The sequence below is a fragment of the Pseudomonas saudiphocaensis genome (genome assembly GCF_000756775.1).
Taxonomy (GTDB): Bacteria; Pseudomonadota; Gammaproteobacteria; order Pseudomonadales; family Pseudomonadaceae; genus Stutzerimonas; species Stutzerimonas saudiphocaensis.
Genome location: NZ_CCSF01000001.1, coordinates 2276629 through 2293344, shown reverse-complemented (window position 1 = coordinate 2293344; position 16716 = coordinate 2276629). Strand labels below are relative to the sequence as shown.

Below are 16716 nucleotides of genomic sequence, written 5' to 3'. Positions count from 1 at the left end.
CCTATGACTCGCATCCCGAAATCGGAATACGCCCGCCGTCGCAAGGCGCTGATGGAGCAGATGGAACCCGACAGTATTGCCATCCTGCCGGCGGCGCCGGTGTATATCCGCAATCGCGACGTCGAGCATGTCTACCGTCAGGACAGTGACTTCCAGTACCTCTCCGGCTTCCCCGAGCCGGAAGCCGTAATTGCACTGATTCCGGGGCGTGAGCACGGCGAGTATGTGCTGTTCTGCCGCGAGCGCGATCCTGAGCGCGAACTCTGGGATGGCCTACGTGCCGGGCAAGACGGTGCAATTAGCGAATACGGCGCGGACGACGCCTTCCCCATCGGCGACATCGACGACATTTTGCCAGGCCTGATCGAGGGCCGTTCGCGTGTCTACTACGCCATCGGCACCAACGAAGCTTTTGATCACCGCCTGATGGAGTGGATCAAGACCATCCGTGCCAAGGTTCGCCAGGGCGCGCAGCCGCCCAATGAATTTGTCGCCCTCGACCACCTGCTGCACGACATGCGTCTGTACAAGTCGGGCAGCGAGGTGAAGGTGATGAAGCACGCGGCGGAGATTTCCGCCCGTGCGCATATCCGCGCCATGCAGGCCAGTCGCGCCGGGCTGTTCGAATATCATTTGGAAGCCGAGCTGGACTACGAATTCCGCAAGGGCGGGGCGAAGATGCCGGCCTATGGTTCCATTGTCGCGGCGGGCCGCAATGCCTGCATTTTGCACTACCGCGAGAATGATGCACCGCTCAAGGACGGTGATCTGGTCTTGATCGATGCCGGCTGCGAGATCGACTGCTACGCCAGCGACATCACCCGCACCTTTCCGGTCAACGGCAAGTTTTCGCCGGAACAGAAGGCGATCTATGAGCTGGTGCTGGCCGCCAATGAAGAAGCCTTCAAGTTCATTGCCCCTGGTCGCCACTGGAACGAGGCGCACGAGGCTACCGTGCGAGTCATCACCGCCGGCCTGGTAAGGCTGGGTCTGCTGCAGGGCGAGGTGGACGAGCTGATCGCCAGCGAGGCCTACAAACCCTTTTATATGCACCGGGCCGGTCACTGGCTGGGAATGGATGTGCATGACGTCGGCGACTACAAGGTTGGCGGCGAATGGCGTGTGCTCGAGCCCGGCATGGCGATGACCGTCGAGCCGGGCATCTATATCGCGGCGGACAATCTGCTGGTGGCGAAAAAATGGCGCGGCATCGGCGTGCGCATCGAGGATGATGTGGTGGTCACCAAGACCGGCTGTGAAATCCTCACCGGCGGTGTGCCCAAGAGCGTCGCCGAAATCGAGGCGCTGATGGCTGCCGCGCACGAGGAAGCCTGAGTCATGAGCGTACTGGCGATCATCGGCGGCGGGCTGGTTGGCGCCAGTCTGGCTCAGGCATTGCAACAGGGCGCCAAACAGCGCGGTTGGAGCATCCTGCTGATCGAGCCATTTGCTCCGGGTAACGAGTATCAGCCCAGCTACGACGCACGCTCCACGGCGCTGTCCTACGGCACCCGGCTGATCTATCAGCGCCTGGGCGTCTGGGAGCAGATTGCCGAGCGTGCTGAACCTATCACCCATATTCAGGTTTCCGACCGTGGTCGCGCGGGCGCCACCCGCCTGGATGCGCAAACCGAGCAGGTGCCGGCGCTGGGTTATGTGGTGGAAAACGCCTGGATCGGCCATTGCCTGTGGCAGGCGCTGGACGACGAGGTGGTGCAGCGCCATTGTCCTGCGGAAGTGGCGCGTATGCAGCCCACCGTTGATGGCTGGCAACTGACTCTGACTGATGGCAGTCAGCTTGAATGCGATCTGGCGGTGCTTGCAGACGGCGGTCGCTCGGCATTGCGCGAGCAGCTCGGCGTCGCCGTCAAGCACACGCCTTACGGACAAACCGCGCTGATCGCCAATGTGACGCCCGGCAAGCCTCACGGCGGTCACGCATTCGAGCGCTTCACCGACGACGGCCCGATGGCACTGCTGCCGGTGCGTGATAACCGCTGCGCACTGATCTGGAGTCGTTCGCACGCGGATGCGGCACGGCTGGTAGCCCTGAACGAAGCGCAGTTTCTCGATGAGCTACAGCAGGCCTTTGGCTATCGCCTGGGTGGCTTTCAGCAGGTAGGCGCGCGGCATCTCTACCCACTGGCGCTGGTTGAAGCGGCCGAGCAGGTGCGCAGTGGACTGGTGGTGCTGGGCAACGCCGCCCATAGCCTCCACCCGATCGCGGGCCAGGGTTACAACCTGTCGCTACGCGATGCCGACGTGCTGGCCGCGACCCTGCTGGGTAGCGGCGCGGCACCGGGGGATTTGGCCGTGCTTCAGGAATATCAGCGCCGCCAGCATCTTGATCAGCACCTGACCGTGGGTTTTTCCGATCGTTTGACGCGCCTGTTCGGTGAGCCCAGCTCGCTGATCAGGGCAGGGCGCAATTTGGGTCTGCTGGCGCTGGACCTGCTGCCTCCGGCCAAGGGCTGGTTTGCCCGCCAGGCCATGGGGCTGGGCGCGCGGGAAAGCTGAACTCGCTGTTCAAGATGCACCGTGATATGAGGAGCCGCTGTTCGGCTTTTGTAGGAGCGGACTTGTCCGCAGCTGTTATGTGGCGATGCTGAAAGCTCGCGAATGAATTCGCTCCCACGGGGTGCGATGCGCCTGTCAGGCCTTCGAGGGCTGCCCGCGCGCTTTCATATAAAGACAGGGTCGTGCCATCACATAACTGGAACTGGCCTTTTCGCAGATCGTTGAAAACTCGCAGGAGAGAATGATGCAAGCGGACCTCATCATCGTGGGCGCGGGGATGGTCGGCAGCACGCTGGCACTGGCGCTGCAGGAGTGCGGGCTGAACATTCGCCTGATTGATGCCGGGCCGCTTGAACCGCAAGCCTTCGCTCCATCCGACCCTTTCGAACCCCGCGTAAGCGCACTGTCCGCTGCCAGCCAGCGCATACTCGAACGCGTCGGTGCCTGGTCGGGTATCGTTCGCCGCCGCGCAAGTCCCTACAGCGAAATGCGTGTGTGGGATGGCTCCGGTACTGGGCAGATCCATTTTTCCGCTGCTTCGGTACATGCCGAAGTGCTCGGCCATATCGTCGAGAACCGGGTGGTGCAGGATGCGCTGCTGGAGGCGCTCAAGGCCCGCGGCTCGGTAGAGCTGATCGCTGGAGCGCGTCTGGAACAGCTGCATCGGGACGACGCCGGCTGGCACCTGACCCTTGCTGGCGGCCAGCAGCTGAGTACCGGGCTGCTGGTTGCAGCCGACGGCGCGAATTCGGCGGTACGGCGCTTGGCCGGCTGTGACACTCGTGAGTGGGATTACCTGCACCACGCTATTGTCACCAGCGTGCGTTGCGCCGAGCCCCATCAGCGCACGGCCTGGCAGCGCTTCACAGACGATGGCCCGCTGGCCTTCCTACCCCTGCAGCGCGACGCTGACGAACACTGGTGCTCCATTGTCTGGTCCACCACCGAGCCCGAGGCGCAGCGGCTGATGGCGCTGGGCGACGAGGACTTCCGTCAGGCGCTTGGGCGTGCCTTTGAGGAGCGGCTGGGCGAGGTGCTGGAGGTCGATCCACGGCTGTGCATTCCGCTACGCCAGCGCCACGCCAAGCGTTACGTGGAACCCGGGCTGGCGCTGATCGGCGATGCCGCGCACACCATCCACCCGTTGGCCGGGCAGGGGGTCAACCTCGGCCTGCTGGATGCTGCGGTACTGGCCGAGGTGCTGCTCGCGGCGCTGCAGCGAGGCATGAGCCCCGGCGATCCGCGTGTGCTGGCGCGCTTCGAGCGTCGGCGAATGCCGCACAACCTGGCGATGATGGCCGCCATGGAGAGTTTCGAGCGACTGTTCCAGGCCGATGCCCTGCCGTTGCGCTGGCTACGCAACGCCGGGCTGAAAGGCGTCGAGGCGCTGCCGCAGGCGAAGGCGCTGTTCGTGCGCCAGGCGCTGGGCCTTTCGGGGGACCTGCCCGAACTGGCGAGGCCCTGAATTCAGATTTTTGGCCTGGACTTGATTTGGCACAAAATGTCGCGTTGAGAAGCGAAATGAAAACTACTACTATTTGGCCTCTTCAATCGAGCCATAAAAGAGAGGCTGATTCATGCAGGCACGCAAAGCTCTACTCGCCGCCGCTGTAGCGCTCACAACGGCGCTGTCCGGCGCCGTACAGGCCGCCGAGGAAGTAGTGGTCTACTCCTCGCGTATCGACGAGTTGATCAAGCCCGTATTCGATGCCTACACCGAAAAGACCGGTGTGAAGGTCAAGTTCATCACTGACAAGGAAGCGCCGCTGATGGCGCGGATCAAGGCCGAAGGCGCCAATACCCCCGCCGACCTGCTGCTGACCGTCGATGGCGGCAACCTCTGGCAGGCCGAGCAGATGGGCATCCTGCAGCCGATGAACTCCCAGCAGGTAAAAGACAGTATTCCCGCCCAGTATCGTTCCTCCAACGATGCCTGGACCGGCCTGTCGCTGCGTGCACGTACCATCGTCTATTCCCCCGAGCGCGTCGAAGACGGCGAGCTGACCACTTATGAAGCCCTGGCCGACGAGCGCTGGGATGGTCGTCTGTGCCTGCGGACCAGCAAGAAGGTCTACAACCAATCGCTGACTGCCACCATGATTGAAACCCATGGCGCGGAGAAGACCGAGGAAATCATCCAAAGCTGGGTAGGCAACCTGGCCACTGACGTTTTTGCCGATGACACCGCCCTGATCCAGGCCGTCGACGCCGGGCAGTGCGATGTCGGCATCGTCAATACCTATTACTTTGGGCGTCTGCACAAGCAGAAGCCGGATCTGAAAGCCAAGCTGTTCTGGCCGAATCAGGAAGACCGTGGCGTTCACGTCAACCTGTCCGGTATTGGCTTGACCAAACATGCACCGAACCCTGATGCGGCGCGCAAGCTGGTGGAGTGGATGACCACGCCCGAAGCGCAAAGCATTTTTGCCGATGCCAATATGGAATTCCCCGCCAATCCGAACGTGAAGCCGTCTGCGGAAGTGGCTTCCTGGGGCGAGTTCAAGGCTGACACCATTCCGGTTGAAGTCGCCGGCAAGCGCCAGGCTGAAGCCATTCGGCTGATGGACCGCGCCGGCTGGAGGTAAACCGCCCGCAGTCGTCTTTGCGATGCGGTTATACTCGCCGCCCCCGCCTGGTCGGGGGCGTTTTCATTCCTGCTTACGAGGCCTGCGTGTCCCACCCCGTCGAGCGACGCTGGTACCCCCTCACGTTCACAGTGGCTGCACTGGTGTTGCTGCCGCTGAGTGTTCTGTTGTTCAGCTGGGGCGACATCGATGTAGCAATCTGGTCGCACCTTTGGGACACCCAGATCCCGCGCCTGCTGGGTAACACCCTGACACTGGTGCTGGGTGTCGGCGTCGGCGTGGTGGTGCTGGGTACCAGCCTCGCCTGGTTGACGGCGCTCTGCGAGTTTCCCGGCCGGCGCTGGCTGGACTGGGCGCTGATGCTCCCATTTGCAATTCCCGCCTACGTGCTGGCGTTCGTCTTTATCGGCTTGCTGGATTTCGCCGGGCCGGTGCAGACGCTGGCGCGCGAATGGTTTGGCAGCGGTGTGCGTTTTCCCAGGGTGCGCTCCACTGGCGGGGTAATCATCGTTCTGGTGCTGGTGTTCTACCCATACGTCTATCTGCTCGCGCGTTCGGCCTTTATTGCCCAGGGCAAAGGCTTGATGGAGGCGGCGCGGGTGCTTGGGCAGTCACCCTGGAAGGCTTTCTGGAGCGTGGCGCTACCCATGGCGCGACCGGCCATCGGGGCCGGCATGGCGCTGGCGCTGATGGAGACTCTGGCGGACTTTGGCGCAGTGTCGGTGTTCAATTTCGACACCTTTACCACTGCCATCTACAAGACCTGGTACGGCTTTTTCAGCCTCAGCAGCGCCACCCAGCTGGCTAGCCTGCTGTTGCTGGCGGTGATGCTGGTGCTCTACGGCGAGCGGCGTGCCCGCGGCGTGGCCAGGCCGGCCAACGACCGGGCACGCTCGACAGCGCTTTACCACCTGCGCGGCGCCAAGGCGCTGGCAGCCACCACCTGGTGCGGGCTGGTGTTTCTCTGCGCCTTTGTGATCCCGATGTTGCAACTGCTGGTCTGGCTCTGGCAGCGCGGGCGCTTCGACTTCGACGAACGTTACGCCGGGCTGATCCTGCATACGCTCTATCTGGGCGCGCTGGCCGCGCTGATCACCGTGGCGGTGGCGTTGCTGCTGGCCTTCGCCCGGCGACAGGCGCCGGTGCGCCCGATCCGCGCGGCAGTGGGCTTGGCGAATCTCGGCTATGCGCTGCCAGGCTCGGTGCTCGCGGTGTCGATCATGCTTGCCTTCAGCTACCTGGACCGCGAGCTGGTCATCCCGCTTTCCGCCTGGCTTGGCGGTGCTGGCAAGCCGATCCTGCTGGGCAGTCTCGGTGCCTTGCTGCTGGCCTATCTGGTCCGCTTTATGGCGGTGGCTTTCGGCCCGCTGGAAAATGCCCTGGCGCGGATTCGTCCGTCGCTGCCCCAGGCATCGCGAAGCCTTGGGGTCGGCGGTCCGGCACTGTTTTTCAAGGTCTATCTGCCGCTGCTGCTGCCCGGCACCCTGAGCGCAGCATTGCTGGTGTTCGTCGATGTACTAAAGGAGATGCCGGCCACGCTGCTGATGCGCCCCTTCGGTTGGGACACCCTGGCGGTGCGCATCTTCGAGATGACCAGCGAAGGTGAATGGGCGCGTGCCGCACTGCCGGCATTGACGCTAGTGCTGGTCGGTCTGCTGCCGGTCATCCTGCTGATCCGGCGTTCAGCGAAAGCTTAAGGGTGTGCTGCCGTTTCGGCGATGGCCGCCTGCCGGATGCGCCGTGACCTGTCACAACCTTGCGGCTACAATGCGCGCCATTCAAAAGTCGCATGTCTTTGTCGAAGCGGCTTTATATAGGCTTCACCTTTGCCACTTCGGCGACCTGCCCAGAAGGAGAAACCCATGGGTCAGCGCACTCCCCTTTATGACCAGCATGTGGCACTCGGCGCGAAAATGGTTGATTTCGGCGGCTGGGACATGCCGCTGCATTACGGCTCGCAGGTGGAAGAACACCATCAAGTCCGACGTGATTGCGGTGTATTCGATGTCTCCCACATGACCATCGTCGACGTGGCCGGTGCCCATGCCAAGGCTTACCTGCAGCGCCTGTTGGCCAACGACGTGGCGCGCCTGAGAGAAGTCGGCAAGGCACTCTACAGCGCGATGCTCAACGAGGCCGGCGGGGTGATCGACGACCTGATCGTCTACCTGACCGAGCTGGGCTATCGCCTGGTGCTCAATGCTGGCACACGTGACAAGGACATGGCCTGGCTTAAGGCCCAGGCCGAAAACTTCGAGGTCGAGCTGCAGGAGCGCACCGACCTGGCGATGCTGGCCATCCAGGGGCCGCAGGCGCGGACGCGGATGATGGATATCGTCGCCCAGAGCCGTGCTGCCCTGATCCAGGAACTCAAGCCCTTCTACGGCCTTACCGCGGGCGACTGGTTTATCGGGCGCACCGGCTATACCGGTGAAGACGGCCTGGAAATCATGCTGCCGGCTGACGAGGCGGCCGACTTCTTCAGCGAGCTGGTCGGCGCCGGTATCGCGCCCATCGGCCTCGGCGCCCGTGACACATTGCGCCTGGAGGCCGGGCTGAACCTCTACGGCCAGGACATGCATGAAGATGTCTCGCCGCTGGCGGCGAACATGGGCTGGTCCATTGCCTGGGAGCCGGCCGAGCGTGACTTCATCGGTCGTGCGGCTCTGGAGGCGCAGCGTGAGCTGGACGGGCAGCCGCGCCTGGTCGGTCTGGTGCTGGAGGAGCGCGGCGTGCTCCGCGCACATCAGGTGGTGCGGGTCAGCGGCATCGGCGAAGGCGAGATCACCAGTGGCAGCTTCTCCCCGACGCTGGGCAAGTCCATCGCCCTGGCGCGCGTGCCGGCCAATACCGCCGAGCGCGCCGAGGTGGAGATCCGCAACAAGTGGTACCCCGTGCGTGTGGTGCGGCCAACCTTTGTGCGTAACGGAAAAGTGCTGGTATAACTTAAAACGACACCTTCGCGCCTGTGCCTGCGCGAGCGCATCGACATCCATGAGGACAGATGAATGAGCGACATACCCAGCGATCTGCGTTACGCCGCCAGCCATGAATGGGCCCGTCAGGAGGCCGATGGCAGCGTCAGCGTGGGAATTTCCGATCATGCCCAGGAAGCCTTGGGCGATGTGGTCTATGTCGAGCTTCCGCAAGTCGGCCAACAGTTCCAGGCCGGTCAGCAGGTAGGTGTGGTGGAATCGGTGAAAGCCGCCTCGGACATCTATGCGCCGGTCTCCGGCGTCGTCACCGCCGTCAACGAGCAGCTTGTCGATGCGCCCGAGCAGGTCAACAGCGATCCTTATGGCAGCTGGTTCTATCGTTTGCAGCCCGATACCCCGGCGGAGCTGGAGGCGCTGCTCAGTGCTGATGCCTACAAGGCCTCCTGCGACGCCTGATTGTTAGATTGCCAAGCCCCGCTCTGTCGGGGCTTTCTTTTTCCGGGAGTAGCTGCAATGCCGTCCATGCCATCCAGTTCCCAGCTTCAGCAGCCTGATACCTTTCTACAGCGTCATATCGGCCCCGATGCGTCCGAGCAGCAGGCCATGCTCGAAGTGCTCGGGCTGGACAGCCGCGAGCAGCTGATCAATGAAAGCGTGCCGCCGACGATCCGCCTGCAGGGCGAGCTGGCATTGCCGCCGGCGCTGGATGAACAGGGTGCTTTGGCGCGACTGCGCGGCTATGCCGAGCGCAACCAGCTGTGGACCAGCCTGATCGGCATGGGCTACCACGGGACCATCACGCCGCCGGTAATCCAGCGCAATCTGCTGGAAAACCCCGGCTGGTACACCGCCTATACGCCCTATCAGCCGGAGATTTCCCAGGGGCGCCTCGAAGCACTGCTGAATTTCCAGCAATTGACCATGGACCTGACCGGCCTCGATCTGGCCAACGCCTCGCTACTGGACGAGGCGACCGCAGCTGGCGAAGCCATGGCCTTGGCGCGACGTGTGGCGAAGAGCACCAGCAACCGTTTCTTCGTTGATGAGAATTGCCATCCGCAGACGCTTTCGGTGCTGCGTACCCGTGCCGAGGGCTTCGGTTTCGAGCTGCTGGTTGGGCCTGTCGAGGCCATCAAGGGTGAGTCGCTGTTCGGTGCGCTGCTGCAGTATCCCGACACCCATGGCGAGATTCGCGACCTGCGCCCGGTCATCGAACAGTTGCATGCGGCCCAAGCGCTGGCCTGCGTGGCGGCCGACCTGCTCAGCCTGGTGCTGCTGACCCCGCCTGGCGAGCAGGGCGCCGATGTGGTGCTCGGTTCGACTCAGCGTTTCGGTGTGCCCATGGGCTATGGCGGCCCGCACGCCGCCTATTTCGCCACGCGCGATGCTTTCCGGCGCGCCATGCCTGGGCGGCTGATCGGCGTCTCCCGCGACAGTCGTGGCAATACCGCGCTGCGCATGGCGTTGCAGACCCGCGAGCAGCACATCCGCCGCGAGAAGGCCAACTCCAATATCTGTACCGCACAGGTACTGCTGGCCAATATCGCCAGCAGTTACGCCGTCTACCACGGCCCGCAAGGAATCAAGCGCATCGCCCAGCGCGTGCACCGGCTGACGGCCTTGCTGGCCGCCGGTCTGGAGCGCAAGGGCGTGGTCCGGCTCAACCAAAACTTCTTCGATACCCTCACGCTCGACGTGGGCGGTGCGCAGATGGCCATCCTCGAAAGCGCGGCAGCAGCCCGGATTAATCTGCGTATCCTCGGGCGCGGCAGGCTTGGTGTGAGCCTCGATGAAACCTGCAACGAATCCACCGTCGAGCAGTTGCTGAGTATTTTTCTCGGCGCCGATCACGGGCTGAGCGTTGCCGCACTGGATGCCGGCGAAATCGCCAGCGGCATTCCGCAACAGCTGCAGCGCCAGAGCCCTTACCTGACTCATCCGGTATTCAACACGCATCACAGCGAAACCGAGATGCTGCGTTACCTCAAACAGCTGGAAAACAAGGACCTGGCGCTTGATCAGGCGATGATCCCGCTGGGCTCCTGCACCATGAAGCTCAATGCCACCAGCGAGATGATCCCCATCACCTGGCCGGAGTTCGCCAGCCTGCACCCCTTCGCGCCGCGGGAGCAGGCCGAGGGGTACCGGCTGATGATCGAGGAGCTGCAGCAATGGCTCTGCGCGATCACCGGGTTCGATGCGATTTCGATGCAGCCCAACTCCGGTGCGCAAGGCGAATACGCCGGCCTGGTCGCCATTCGCAAATACCACGCAAGCCAGGGACAGGCGCAGCGCGATATCTGCCTGATTCCGTCCTCGGCCCACGGCACCAATCCGGCCACGGCGCAAATGGTCGGCATGCAGGTGGTCATCGTCGAATGCGACCGGGCCGGCAACGTCGATCTGCAGGATCTGCAACGCAAGGCGGCCGAGGCGGGCGAGCGGCTGGCCTGTCTGATGATTACCTATCCCTCGACCCATGGTGTGTATGAGGAAGATGTGCGGCAGATCTGCGCGGCCATTCACGCCCAGGGTGGGCAGGTCTACATGGACGGCGCCAATCTCAATGCCATGGTCGGCCTGTCGCGACCGGCCGATATCGGCGCCGATGTTTCGCACATGAACCTGCACAAGACCTTTTGCATTCCCCATGGTGGCGGCGGGCCGGGCATGGGGCCGATCGGCGTCAAGGCGCATCTGGCGCCCTTCGTTGCCAATCATCCGGTGGTGGAACTGCAGGGGCCCGAGGTCCGCAATGACGCGGTCAGCGCCGCGCCCTGGGGCAGTGCCAGCATTCTGCCGATCAGCTGGATGTATATCGCCATGATGGGCCCGCAGCTGCGCGAAGCCACGGAGGTGGCGATCCTCAGCGCCAACTATCTGGCCAAGCGGCTCGGTGAGGCCTTCCCGGTGCTTTATAGCGGGCGCAACGGGCGGGTGGCGCATGAGTGCATCATCGATCTGCGGCCGCTCAAGGCGCAGACCGGGATCAGCGAGGAAGACGTGGCCAAGCGTCTGATGGACTACGGCTTTCATGCGCCGACGATGTCCTTCCCCGTGCCGGGCACGCTGATGATCGAGCCCACCGAGAGTGAATCGAAGGCCGAGCTGGATCGCTTTATCGAGGCGATGCTGAGCATCCGCAGCGAAATTGCTCGTGTGCAAGCTGGTGACTGGCCAGCGGACAACAATCCGCTGGTAAATGCGCCGCATACCCTGGCCGATGTGATCGCTAGCTGGGAGCGCCCGTACAGCATCGCCGAAGCCGTGACCCCGAGCGCCCACGCACTGGCGCATAAATACTGGCCGGCAGTGAATCGGGTCGACAACGTGTTCGGTGACAGGAATCTGTTTTGCGCCTGCGCGCCGGTGGATGAGTACCGTTAAGACTGGCGATCTGGCGTTAAGGCTGATATCGCGCGTTGCCTCCACCGTCCCTCTCGTCCAGGGATCGGTGGAGCATCCCACCCCGCGGTTCAATTCCGGCGGGGCGTAGGGTCCAGGCCTCTACACGCTCACGCGCGGGGTGCCGTCACTCGCTGGTCTGTTCTTCTTCGAGCATCCCCAGCAACTCCGCAAGCTTGAGCTGCGCTTCTTCCACGCCCAGGCGTTTGGGCGCGGAGAACAGCTGCACACTGACGCCATCACCCCAGCCGTTCTGGATGTCACGCTGGATCTTCAACAGAGCGTTCTTCGCTGCACCGAAAGCCAGCTTGTCAGACTTGGTCAAGAGGATATGCAGCGGCATTTCGCTGGCCTGGGACCAGTCCAGCATCATCCGGTCGAACTCGGTCAGCGGATGGCGGATATCCATCATCAGGAACACTCCGGCCAGGCTTTCGCGGCTGCCCAGGTAGGCTTCCAGATGCCGTTGCCAGTGCTGCTTGAGCGGAATCGGCACCTTGGCGTAGCCGTAGCCAGGCAGGTCGACCAGGCGACGCTCATCATCCAGCCGGAAGAAGTTCAGCAGCTGGGTGCGGCCAGGGGTTTTCGAGGTGCGCGCCAGGCTGGCGTGGGTCAGGGTGTTCAGCGCACTGGACTTGCCCGCATTGGAGCGGCCGGCGAAAGCGACTTCCAGTCCCTGGTCAGCCGGGCACTGGTCGACCTTGGCGGCGCTGATCATGAATGTGGCTTGCTGGCAGAGGCCAAGAATCGGGTTTTTCGGGAGCATGATGGTTCCGATGGGGCGCTGGGCTACAGCATGTGGTCAGGGCGACGAAACGTCACACGGGGCTCGACGGGGCAATGGTTCATTTCCGTTTCACGGTGGCCAGTATATAATGCCGCAGATTTTGTGTGCGCTTTGGCCTGAAATGAACACCCGGACTCCAGTGTTTTGCTCCCAAGGAGCAGTAGCAGGGTGCGATCGTCAGTCAACGACGCCATGCAAGCATAACGAGCGTGCCGTAGCCTTTTGCTGCCGGTGGCCGACAAGTTTTCCTTTAAACCCTTAGCCGTAGTTGGATGAGCTGATGAACAAAGTACTCGTGAGTCTGCTGTTGACCCTTGGCATCACCGGTATGGCCCACGCGGCTGGAGACGCTGAAGCCGGTTCGAGCAAAGTTGCTGTTTGTGGTGCCTGCCATGGTGCTGACGGCAATAGCCCGGCGCCAAACTTCCCGAAACTTGCTGGTCAGGGCGAGGCTTACCTGCTCAAGCAGCTGAAGGACATCAAGGCCGGCAGCACCCCCGGTGCTCCCGAGGGTGAGGGTCGCAAGGTGCTGGAAATGACCGGCATGCTTGATCCCTACAGTGACCAGGACCTGGAAGATATCGCAGCTTACTTCGCCAGCCAGAAAGGCACCGTCGGTATGGCCGATCCGGCGCTGGTCGAGCTGGGTGAGAAGCTCTTCCGTGGCGGCAAGCTGGAGCTGGGCATGCCGTCCTGCACCGGTTGCCATTCGCCGAACGGCGCGGGTAACGATCTGGCAGGCTTCCCGCAACTGGGTGGTCAGCATGCCGCTTACACCGCCAAGCAGCTGACTGATTTCCGCGAAGGCAACCGCACCAACGATGGCGAAGCCATGATCATGCGTAGCATCGCTGCCAAGCTCAGCAACAAGGACATCGAAGCCCTGTCCAGCTACATCCAGGGCCTGCACTGACAGCGCTTGCGTTCTGTCACTGAAAAAAGGGCGTTCAGGCTTCGGCCGAACGCCCTTTTTTTATTTTTGCTGTCTACCGTAAGCGTCAAGAGATTGAAAAGACATCAAAAGACGCTGGCGAGCAGAGCCTCTTTGAGGCAGCCTGTTGCGCTGTTGCACAGTCGTTCATAGCCAAGGAGTCATCATGCGCACACTCATGCTCAGCGCCATCATTGCTGCTGTCGGTCTGTTCGGTCTCACTGCCCACGCCCAGGAGTTCCGTGCCGGCAAGGAGTACGTCGAACTGGCGGCACCAGTGCCGGTGTCCGAGCCGGGCAAGATCGAAGTCGTCGAGCTGTTCTGGTACGGCTGCCCCCATTGCTATCAGTTCGAGCCGGTCATCAACCCTTGGGTAGAGCAGCTCCCTGAGGATGTGGACTTCAAGCGAGTCCCTGCCATGTTCGGTGGGATCTGGAACCTGCACGGCCAGCTGTTCCTCGCGCTCGAGTCGATGAATGTCGAGCAGAGCGTGCATGATGCGGTGTTCAGCGCCTACCACAATGAAGGCAACAAGCTGGATACCCCTGAAAAAATGGCCGACCTGCTGGCCAAGAACGGCGTTGATCGCGAGGCCTTCCTTAAAGCTTTCAATTCCTTCGGCGTAAAAGGCCGGGCGGAGCAGGCCAAGAAACTCGGAATGGCCTATCAGATCACCGGTGTGCCGGTGTTGGTGGTCAATGGCAAATACCGCTTTGACCTCGGGTCGGCCGGCGGCCCTCAGCGTACGCTGGAAGTTGCTGACTTCCTGATCGAAAAAGAACGCGCAGCCCGGTAAGAGCAATTATGTTGCGTCGTTGGAGTTCACCGCGTTTGGCCGGCCCCGGACAGACGCGGGTCAATTCCCAGTGCCTGGATGCTAGCGGGCTACCTTGCGATGGACGGCTGCGGCTGCTCAGTTTCAACATCCAGGTGGGGATCAGTACCGAGCGTTACCACCACTACCTGACCCGCAGCTGGCAGCATCTTTTGCCCCATGCCGGGCGTGCCAACAATCTGCAGCGTATCGGTGAGCTGCTCGGCAATTACGATCTGGTGGCCCTGCAGGAAGCCGATGGTGGCAGCCTGCGCTCGGGTTATGTCAATCAGGTAGAGCATCTGGCGCAGCTGGGTGCCTTTCCGTACTGGTATCAGCAGCTCAACCGCAACCTTGGCCGCTTCGCCCAACACAGCAACGGCGTACTCAGCCGCCTGGAGCCGCAAGGGCTTGAGGACCATCCTCTGCCGGGCCCATCGGGGCGTGGCGCAATTCTGCTCAAGTTCGGCGAGGGCGAAGATGCCCTGGTGGTGGTGGTCATGCATCTCGCGCTGGGCGGTGGTACCCGGAGCCGTCAGTTGGCCTATATCAGAGAGCTGATTGGCGGCTACCGTCACCAGGTGCTGATGGGCGACATGAACACCCATGCCACCGATCTGTTGGAAAACTCGCCCCTGCGAGACCTTGGCCTGCAGGCACCGCAGATCGCCGCAACCTTTCCCAGCTGGCGCCCGCAGCGCTGCCTGGACCATATCCTGTTGAGCCCGAGCCTGACGCTCGAGCGTGTCGATGTGCTGTCCCATGCGATATCCGATCACCTGCCGGTGGCAGTGGAGATTCGCCTGCCCGACTCGCTGCGCGGCGATACCTTCCCGGTCCCTCTGGACAAGGCGCAATGAACGAAGAAGCGTCGCGCTGGCGGGAAAAGTACCTGCAATCGCTGGAACAGCAGGAACAACAGGAAGCCCTTTGGAACACCCGTCTCGATCTGTTGCGTCGCAGCTTGGTGCGCAGCAGTTTTGCGGTCGAGGGCGCCGACCCTGTGGTCGAAAAGTGCATGCGCGACTTGCGCGATGTGCTGCGCGACGAGGATCTGGATCACGGCCTGGCGGAGCTGGTGCCGCGCCTTGAGCGTGCCGTACTGGATACCGAGCGCAACAAGCAGGAACGCATTGAGCGTCTGGCGCTTGGCTTGCAGCGGCTGACCACGCAGTTGCTGGCCCTGCCATTGCCCAGCGAAGTGCGTAAACCACTGAAGATCTATGCACGCAAGATCCGCAAAGGTGCGTTGCAACCGCGCGATCTGCCGGCCCTTTTGGGCGAGCTGGCCGGATTGCAGGACCGCGCGCTGACCCTGCAACTGGCGGATCAGCCGCGCAATTTGAGCCTGTTCAGCCGGCTCTTTGGCCAGCGTGATATGGCCGCTGCCAGCGTCGTGGCCGAACAGGGGGCGGCCGTTGCACCCGAGGCAGTAGCTGCCGATGCCCAGCTTGAACCGGAAGCAACGGAAGCAGTGGAATTTGCTGCGCCGCAGCCTGTGGCGCAGCTCGTCGGAGAAGCACCTTCGGACGCTCCCGAGGCGCTCGATCGCTACGAACCCATTGCCTTGCCGATGGTTGCTGACCCTGACGAGCTGCCGGAGCCCACGGAAGAGGTGAGCTCGGAAGCGGATGGGTTGGTCGGCACCGGCGAGGCGCAAGGTTATGTTTTGCCCGCCACACCGGAGCAGGCCTACAGCGCCATCGCCGAACGTGTGGAGGCGATGCTGTTCGGTCTGCTCGACGATCTGCAGCAGTGCGAGGCGCAGCGGGAACAGGCGCAAGCCCTGCGCGAGCGAATCCAGCGAGGTCTGAACTGGTACGAGCTGGTACCGCTGCTGGACGACCTGGCGCAGCTGATGATCGCCGTGGCCAACCAGAGCCAACGCGAGTTTGAAAACTATCTGCAATTGCTCAACGAGCGCCTGGCGGGCATGCAGGAAAGTCTCGGGGCGACGCATGACGGCCATGCACGCAGCCGGGAGGCTGCACAGGCGCTGGATGAAGAGTTGCGCCAGCAGGTCGGGGGGTTGCAGAGCAGCGTGCTTCAGGCTGAGGATCTGCCCAGCCTCAAGCAGGGCGTACAGGCGCGGCTGGACGCTTTGCTGGCAACCGTCGACGTCTATGAGCGCCAGCGCAGTGTGCATGAAAAGCAGCTGGCTGAGCGCCTCAATACTCTGGTCGAGCGGGTCGCGAATCTTGAACAGGCTGCCACTGGCTTGCGCCTTCACCTCGCCGAGCAGCGCAAGAAAGCCCTGCATGATCCGCTCACCGACCTGCCCAATCGTGCGGCCTGGGATGAGCGCCTGGAAATGGAAGTCGCCCGCCAGCAGCGCTACGGCGGGCAACTGCTGTTGGCAGTCCTGGATGTCGATCATTTCAAGCGCATCAATGACAGCTTCGGCCATCTGGCTGGTGATCGGGTGCTGAAGATCATCGCCAACGAGCTGCGCAAGCGCTTGCGCAAGACCGATTTCATCGCCCGTTTCGGCGGCGAGGAGTTCGCCTTGCTGCTGCCCGAAACGCCGCTTGAGGCTGGTCAGCAACTGCTCGAAAGCCTGCGCCAGGGCATTCAGAACTGCCCGTTTCACTTCAAGGGCGAACGCATTGACGTGACCCTGTCTGGCGGCCTTGCCGCCTTCGCCGAGGCGGAGCGTGCGGAGCATGTGTTCGAGCGTGCCGACCGCGCGCTCTACCGGGCCAAGGGTGCCGGGCGTAACCGTATCGAGATAGCTTGATAAT

General features: G+C 62.7%; 13 protein-coding genes. 12 read left to right on the top strand and 1 reads right to left on the bottom strand.

Going from position 1 to position 16716, the window contains the following annotated elements:
- Positions 1-3 precede the first annotated feature (3 nt).
- The 8 genes from pepP (at position 4) to gcvP (ending at position 11425) form a co-directional block, all read left to right on the top strand.
- The gene (pepP, locus tag BN1079_RS10510; protein ID WP_037024209.1) at positions 4-1335 is read left to right on the top strand and encodes a Xaa-Pro aminopeptidase; all 1332 of its coding nucleotides are present in this window, start codon (positions 4-6) and stop codon (positions 1333-1335) included.
- 3 nt (positions 1336-1338) lie between these two features.
- Entirely contained in the window at positions 1339-2517 is a 1179-nt protein-coding gene (ubiH, locus tag BN1079_RS10505; protein WP_037024208.1) for a 2-octaprenyl-6-methoxyphenyl hydroxylase, read from the top strand.
- A gap of 244 nt (positions 2518-2761) precedes the next feature.
- Positions 2762-3982, top strand: coding sequence for a 2-octaprenyl-3-methyl-6-methoxy-1,4-benzoquinol hydroxylase (locus BN1079_RS10500; RefSeq protein ID WP_037024207.1), 1221 nt, complete (start codon positions 2762-2764; stop codon positions 3980-3982).
- Between the two features lie 112 nt (positions 3983-4094).
- Positions 4095-5102, top strand: coding sequence for an extracellular solute-binding protein (locus tag BN1079_RS10495; RefSeq protein ID WP_037024206.1), 1008 nt, complete (start codon positions 4095-4097; stop codon positions 5100-5102).
- A gap of 86 nt (positions 5103-5188) precedes the next feature.
- Positions 5189-6799 carry an ABC transporter permease gene (locus tag BN1079_RS10490; protein WP_037024205.1) on the top strand — a complete coding sequence of 537 codons (1611 nt, stop codon included), beginning with the start codon at positions 5189-5191 and terminating at the stop codon, positions 6797-6799.
- A 165-nt stretch (positions 6800-6964) separates the two neighbouring features.
- Positions 6965-8047: a glycine cleavage system aminomethyltransferase GcvT gene (gene gcvT / locus BN1079_RS10485; RefSeq protein WP_037024204.1), complete on the top strand. Its 1083-nt coding sequence runs from the start codon at positions 6965-6967 to the stop codon at positions 8045-8047.
- Between the two features lie 63 nt (positions 8048-8110).
- Positions 8111-8494 (top strand): glycine cleavage system protein GcvH, encoded by a 384-nt coding sequence (gcvH, locus tag BN1079_RS10480; protein ID WP_037024203.1) that lies wholly within the window; start codon positions 8111-8113, stop codon positions 8492-8494.
- A 57-nt stretch (positions 8495-8551) separates the two neighbouring features.
- Positions 8552-11425, top strand: coding sequence for an aminomethyl-transferring glycine dehydrogenase (gene gcvP, locus BN1079_RS10475; RefSeq protein WP_037024201.1), 2874 nt, complete (start codon positions 8552-8554; stop codon positions 11423-11425).
- A gap of 145 nt (positions 11426-11570) precedes the next feature.
- On the opposite strand, the gene yihA is transcribed toward gcvP, so the two are convergent.
- Positions 11571-12209 carry a ribosome biogenesis GTP-binding protein YihA/YsxC gene (yihA, locus tag BN1079_RS10470; protein WP_037024199.1) on the bottom strand — a complete coding sequence of 213 codons (639 nt, stop codon included), beginning with the start codon at positions 12207-12209 and terminating at the stop codon, positions 11571-11573.
- A gap of 301 nt (positions 12210-12510) precedes the next feature.
- Between yihA and BN1079_RS10465 the strand changes: the two genes are divergently transcribed.
- The 4 genes from BN1079_RS10465 to BN1079_RS10450 all read left to right on the top strand — a co-directional run bounded on the left by BN1079_RS10465 (position 12511) and on the right by BN1079_RS10450 (position 16712).
- On the top strand, positions 12511-13143 hold the full coding sequence (locus BN1079_RS10465; RefSeq protein ID WP_037024197.1) for a c-type cytochrome: 633 nt from the start codon (positions 12511-12513) through the stop codon (positions 13141-13143).
- 184 nt (positions 13144-13327) lie between these two features.
- Positions 13328-13957: a thiol:disulfide interchange protein DsbA/DsbL gene (locus BN1079_RS10460; RefSeq protein ID WP_037024195.1), complete on the top strand. Its 630-nt coding sequence runs from the start codon at positions 13328-13330 to the stop codon at positions 13955-13957.
- 8 nt (positions 13958-13965) lie between these two features.
- Positions 13966-14835, top strand: coding sequence for an endonuclease/exonuclease/phosphatase family protein (locus BN1079_RS10455; RefSeq protein ID WP_037024194.1), 870 nt, complete (start codon positions 13966-13968; stop codon positions 14833-14835).
- Positions 14832-16712 (top strand): GGDEF domain-containing protein, encoded by a 1881-nt coding sequence (locus tag BN1079_RS10450; protein ID WP_037024192.1) that lies wholly within the window; start codon positions 14832-14834, stop codon positions 16710-16712. Before BN1079_RS10455 ends, BN1079_RS10450 begins: the two co-directional genes overlap by 4 nt.
- Positions 16713-16716 lie beyond the last annotated feature (4 nt).

Excerpts from the sequence above, each read along its gene's own strand:
- pepP (WP_037024209.1), top strand. The coding sequence starts at position 4 with ATGACTCGCATCCCGAAATCGGAATACGCCCGCCGTCGCAAGGCGCTG.
- ubiH (WP_037024208.1), top strand. The coding sequence starts at position 1,339 with ATGAGCGTACTGGCGATCATCGGCGGCGGGCTGGTTGGCGCCAGTCTG.
- BN1079_RS10500 (WP_037024207.1), top strand. The coding sequence starts at position 2,762 with ATGCAAGCGGACCTCATCATCGTGGGCGCGGGGATGGTCGGCAGCACG.
- BN1079_RS10495 (WP_037024206.1), top strand. The coding sequence starts at position 4,095 with ATGCAGGCACGCAAAGCTCTACTCGCCGCCGCTGTAGCGCTCACAACG.
- gcvT (WP_037024204.1), top strand. The coding sequence starts at position 6,965 with ATGGGTCAGCGCACTCCCCTTTATGACCAGCATGTGGCACTCGGCGCG.
- gcvH (WP_037024203.1), top strand. The coding sequence starts at position 8,111 with ATGAGCGACATACCCAGCGATCTGCGTTACGCCGCCAGCCATGAATGG.
- gcvP (WP_037024201.1), top strand. The coding sequence starts at position 8,552 with ATGCCGTCCATGCCATCCAGTTCCCAGCTTCAGCAGCCTGATACCTTT.
- yihA (WP_037024199.1), bottom strand. The coding sequence starts at position 12,209 with ATGCTCCCGAAAAACCCGATTCTTGGCCTCTGCCAGCAAGCCACATTC.
- BN1079_RS10465 (WP_037024197.1), top strand. The coding sequence starts at position 12,511 with ATGAACAAAGTACTCGTGAGTCTGCTGTTGACCCTTGGCATCACCGGT.
- BN1079_RS10460 (WP_037024195.1), top strand. The coding sequence starts at position 13,328 with ATGCGCACACTCATGCTCAGCGCCATCATTGCTGCTGTCGGTCTGTTC.
- BN1079_RS10455 (WP_037024194.1), top strand. The coding sequence starts at position 13,966 with ATGTTGCGTCGTTGGAGTTCACCGCGTTTGGCCGGCCCCGGACAGACG.
- BN1079_RS10450 (WP_037024192.1), top strand. The coding sequence starts at position 14,832 with ATGAACGAAGAAGCGTCGCGCTGGCGGGAAAAGTACCTGCAATCGCTG.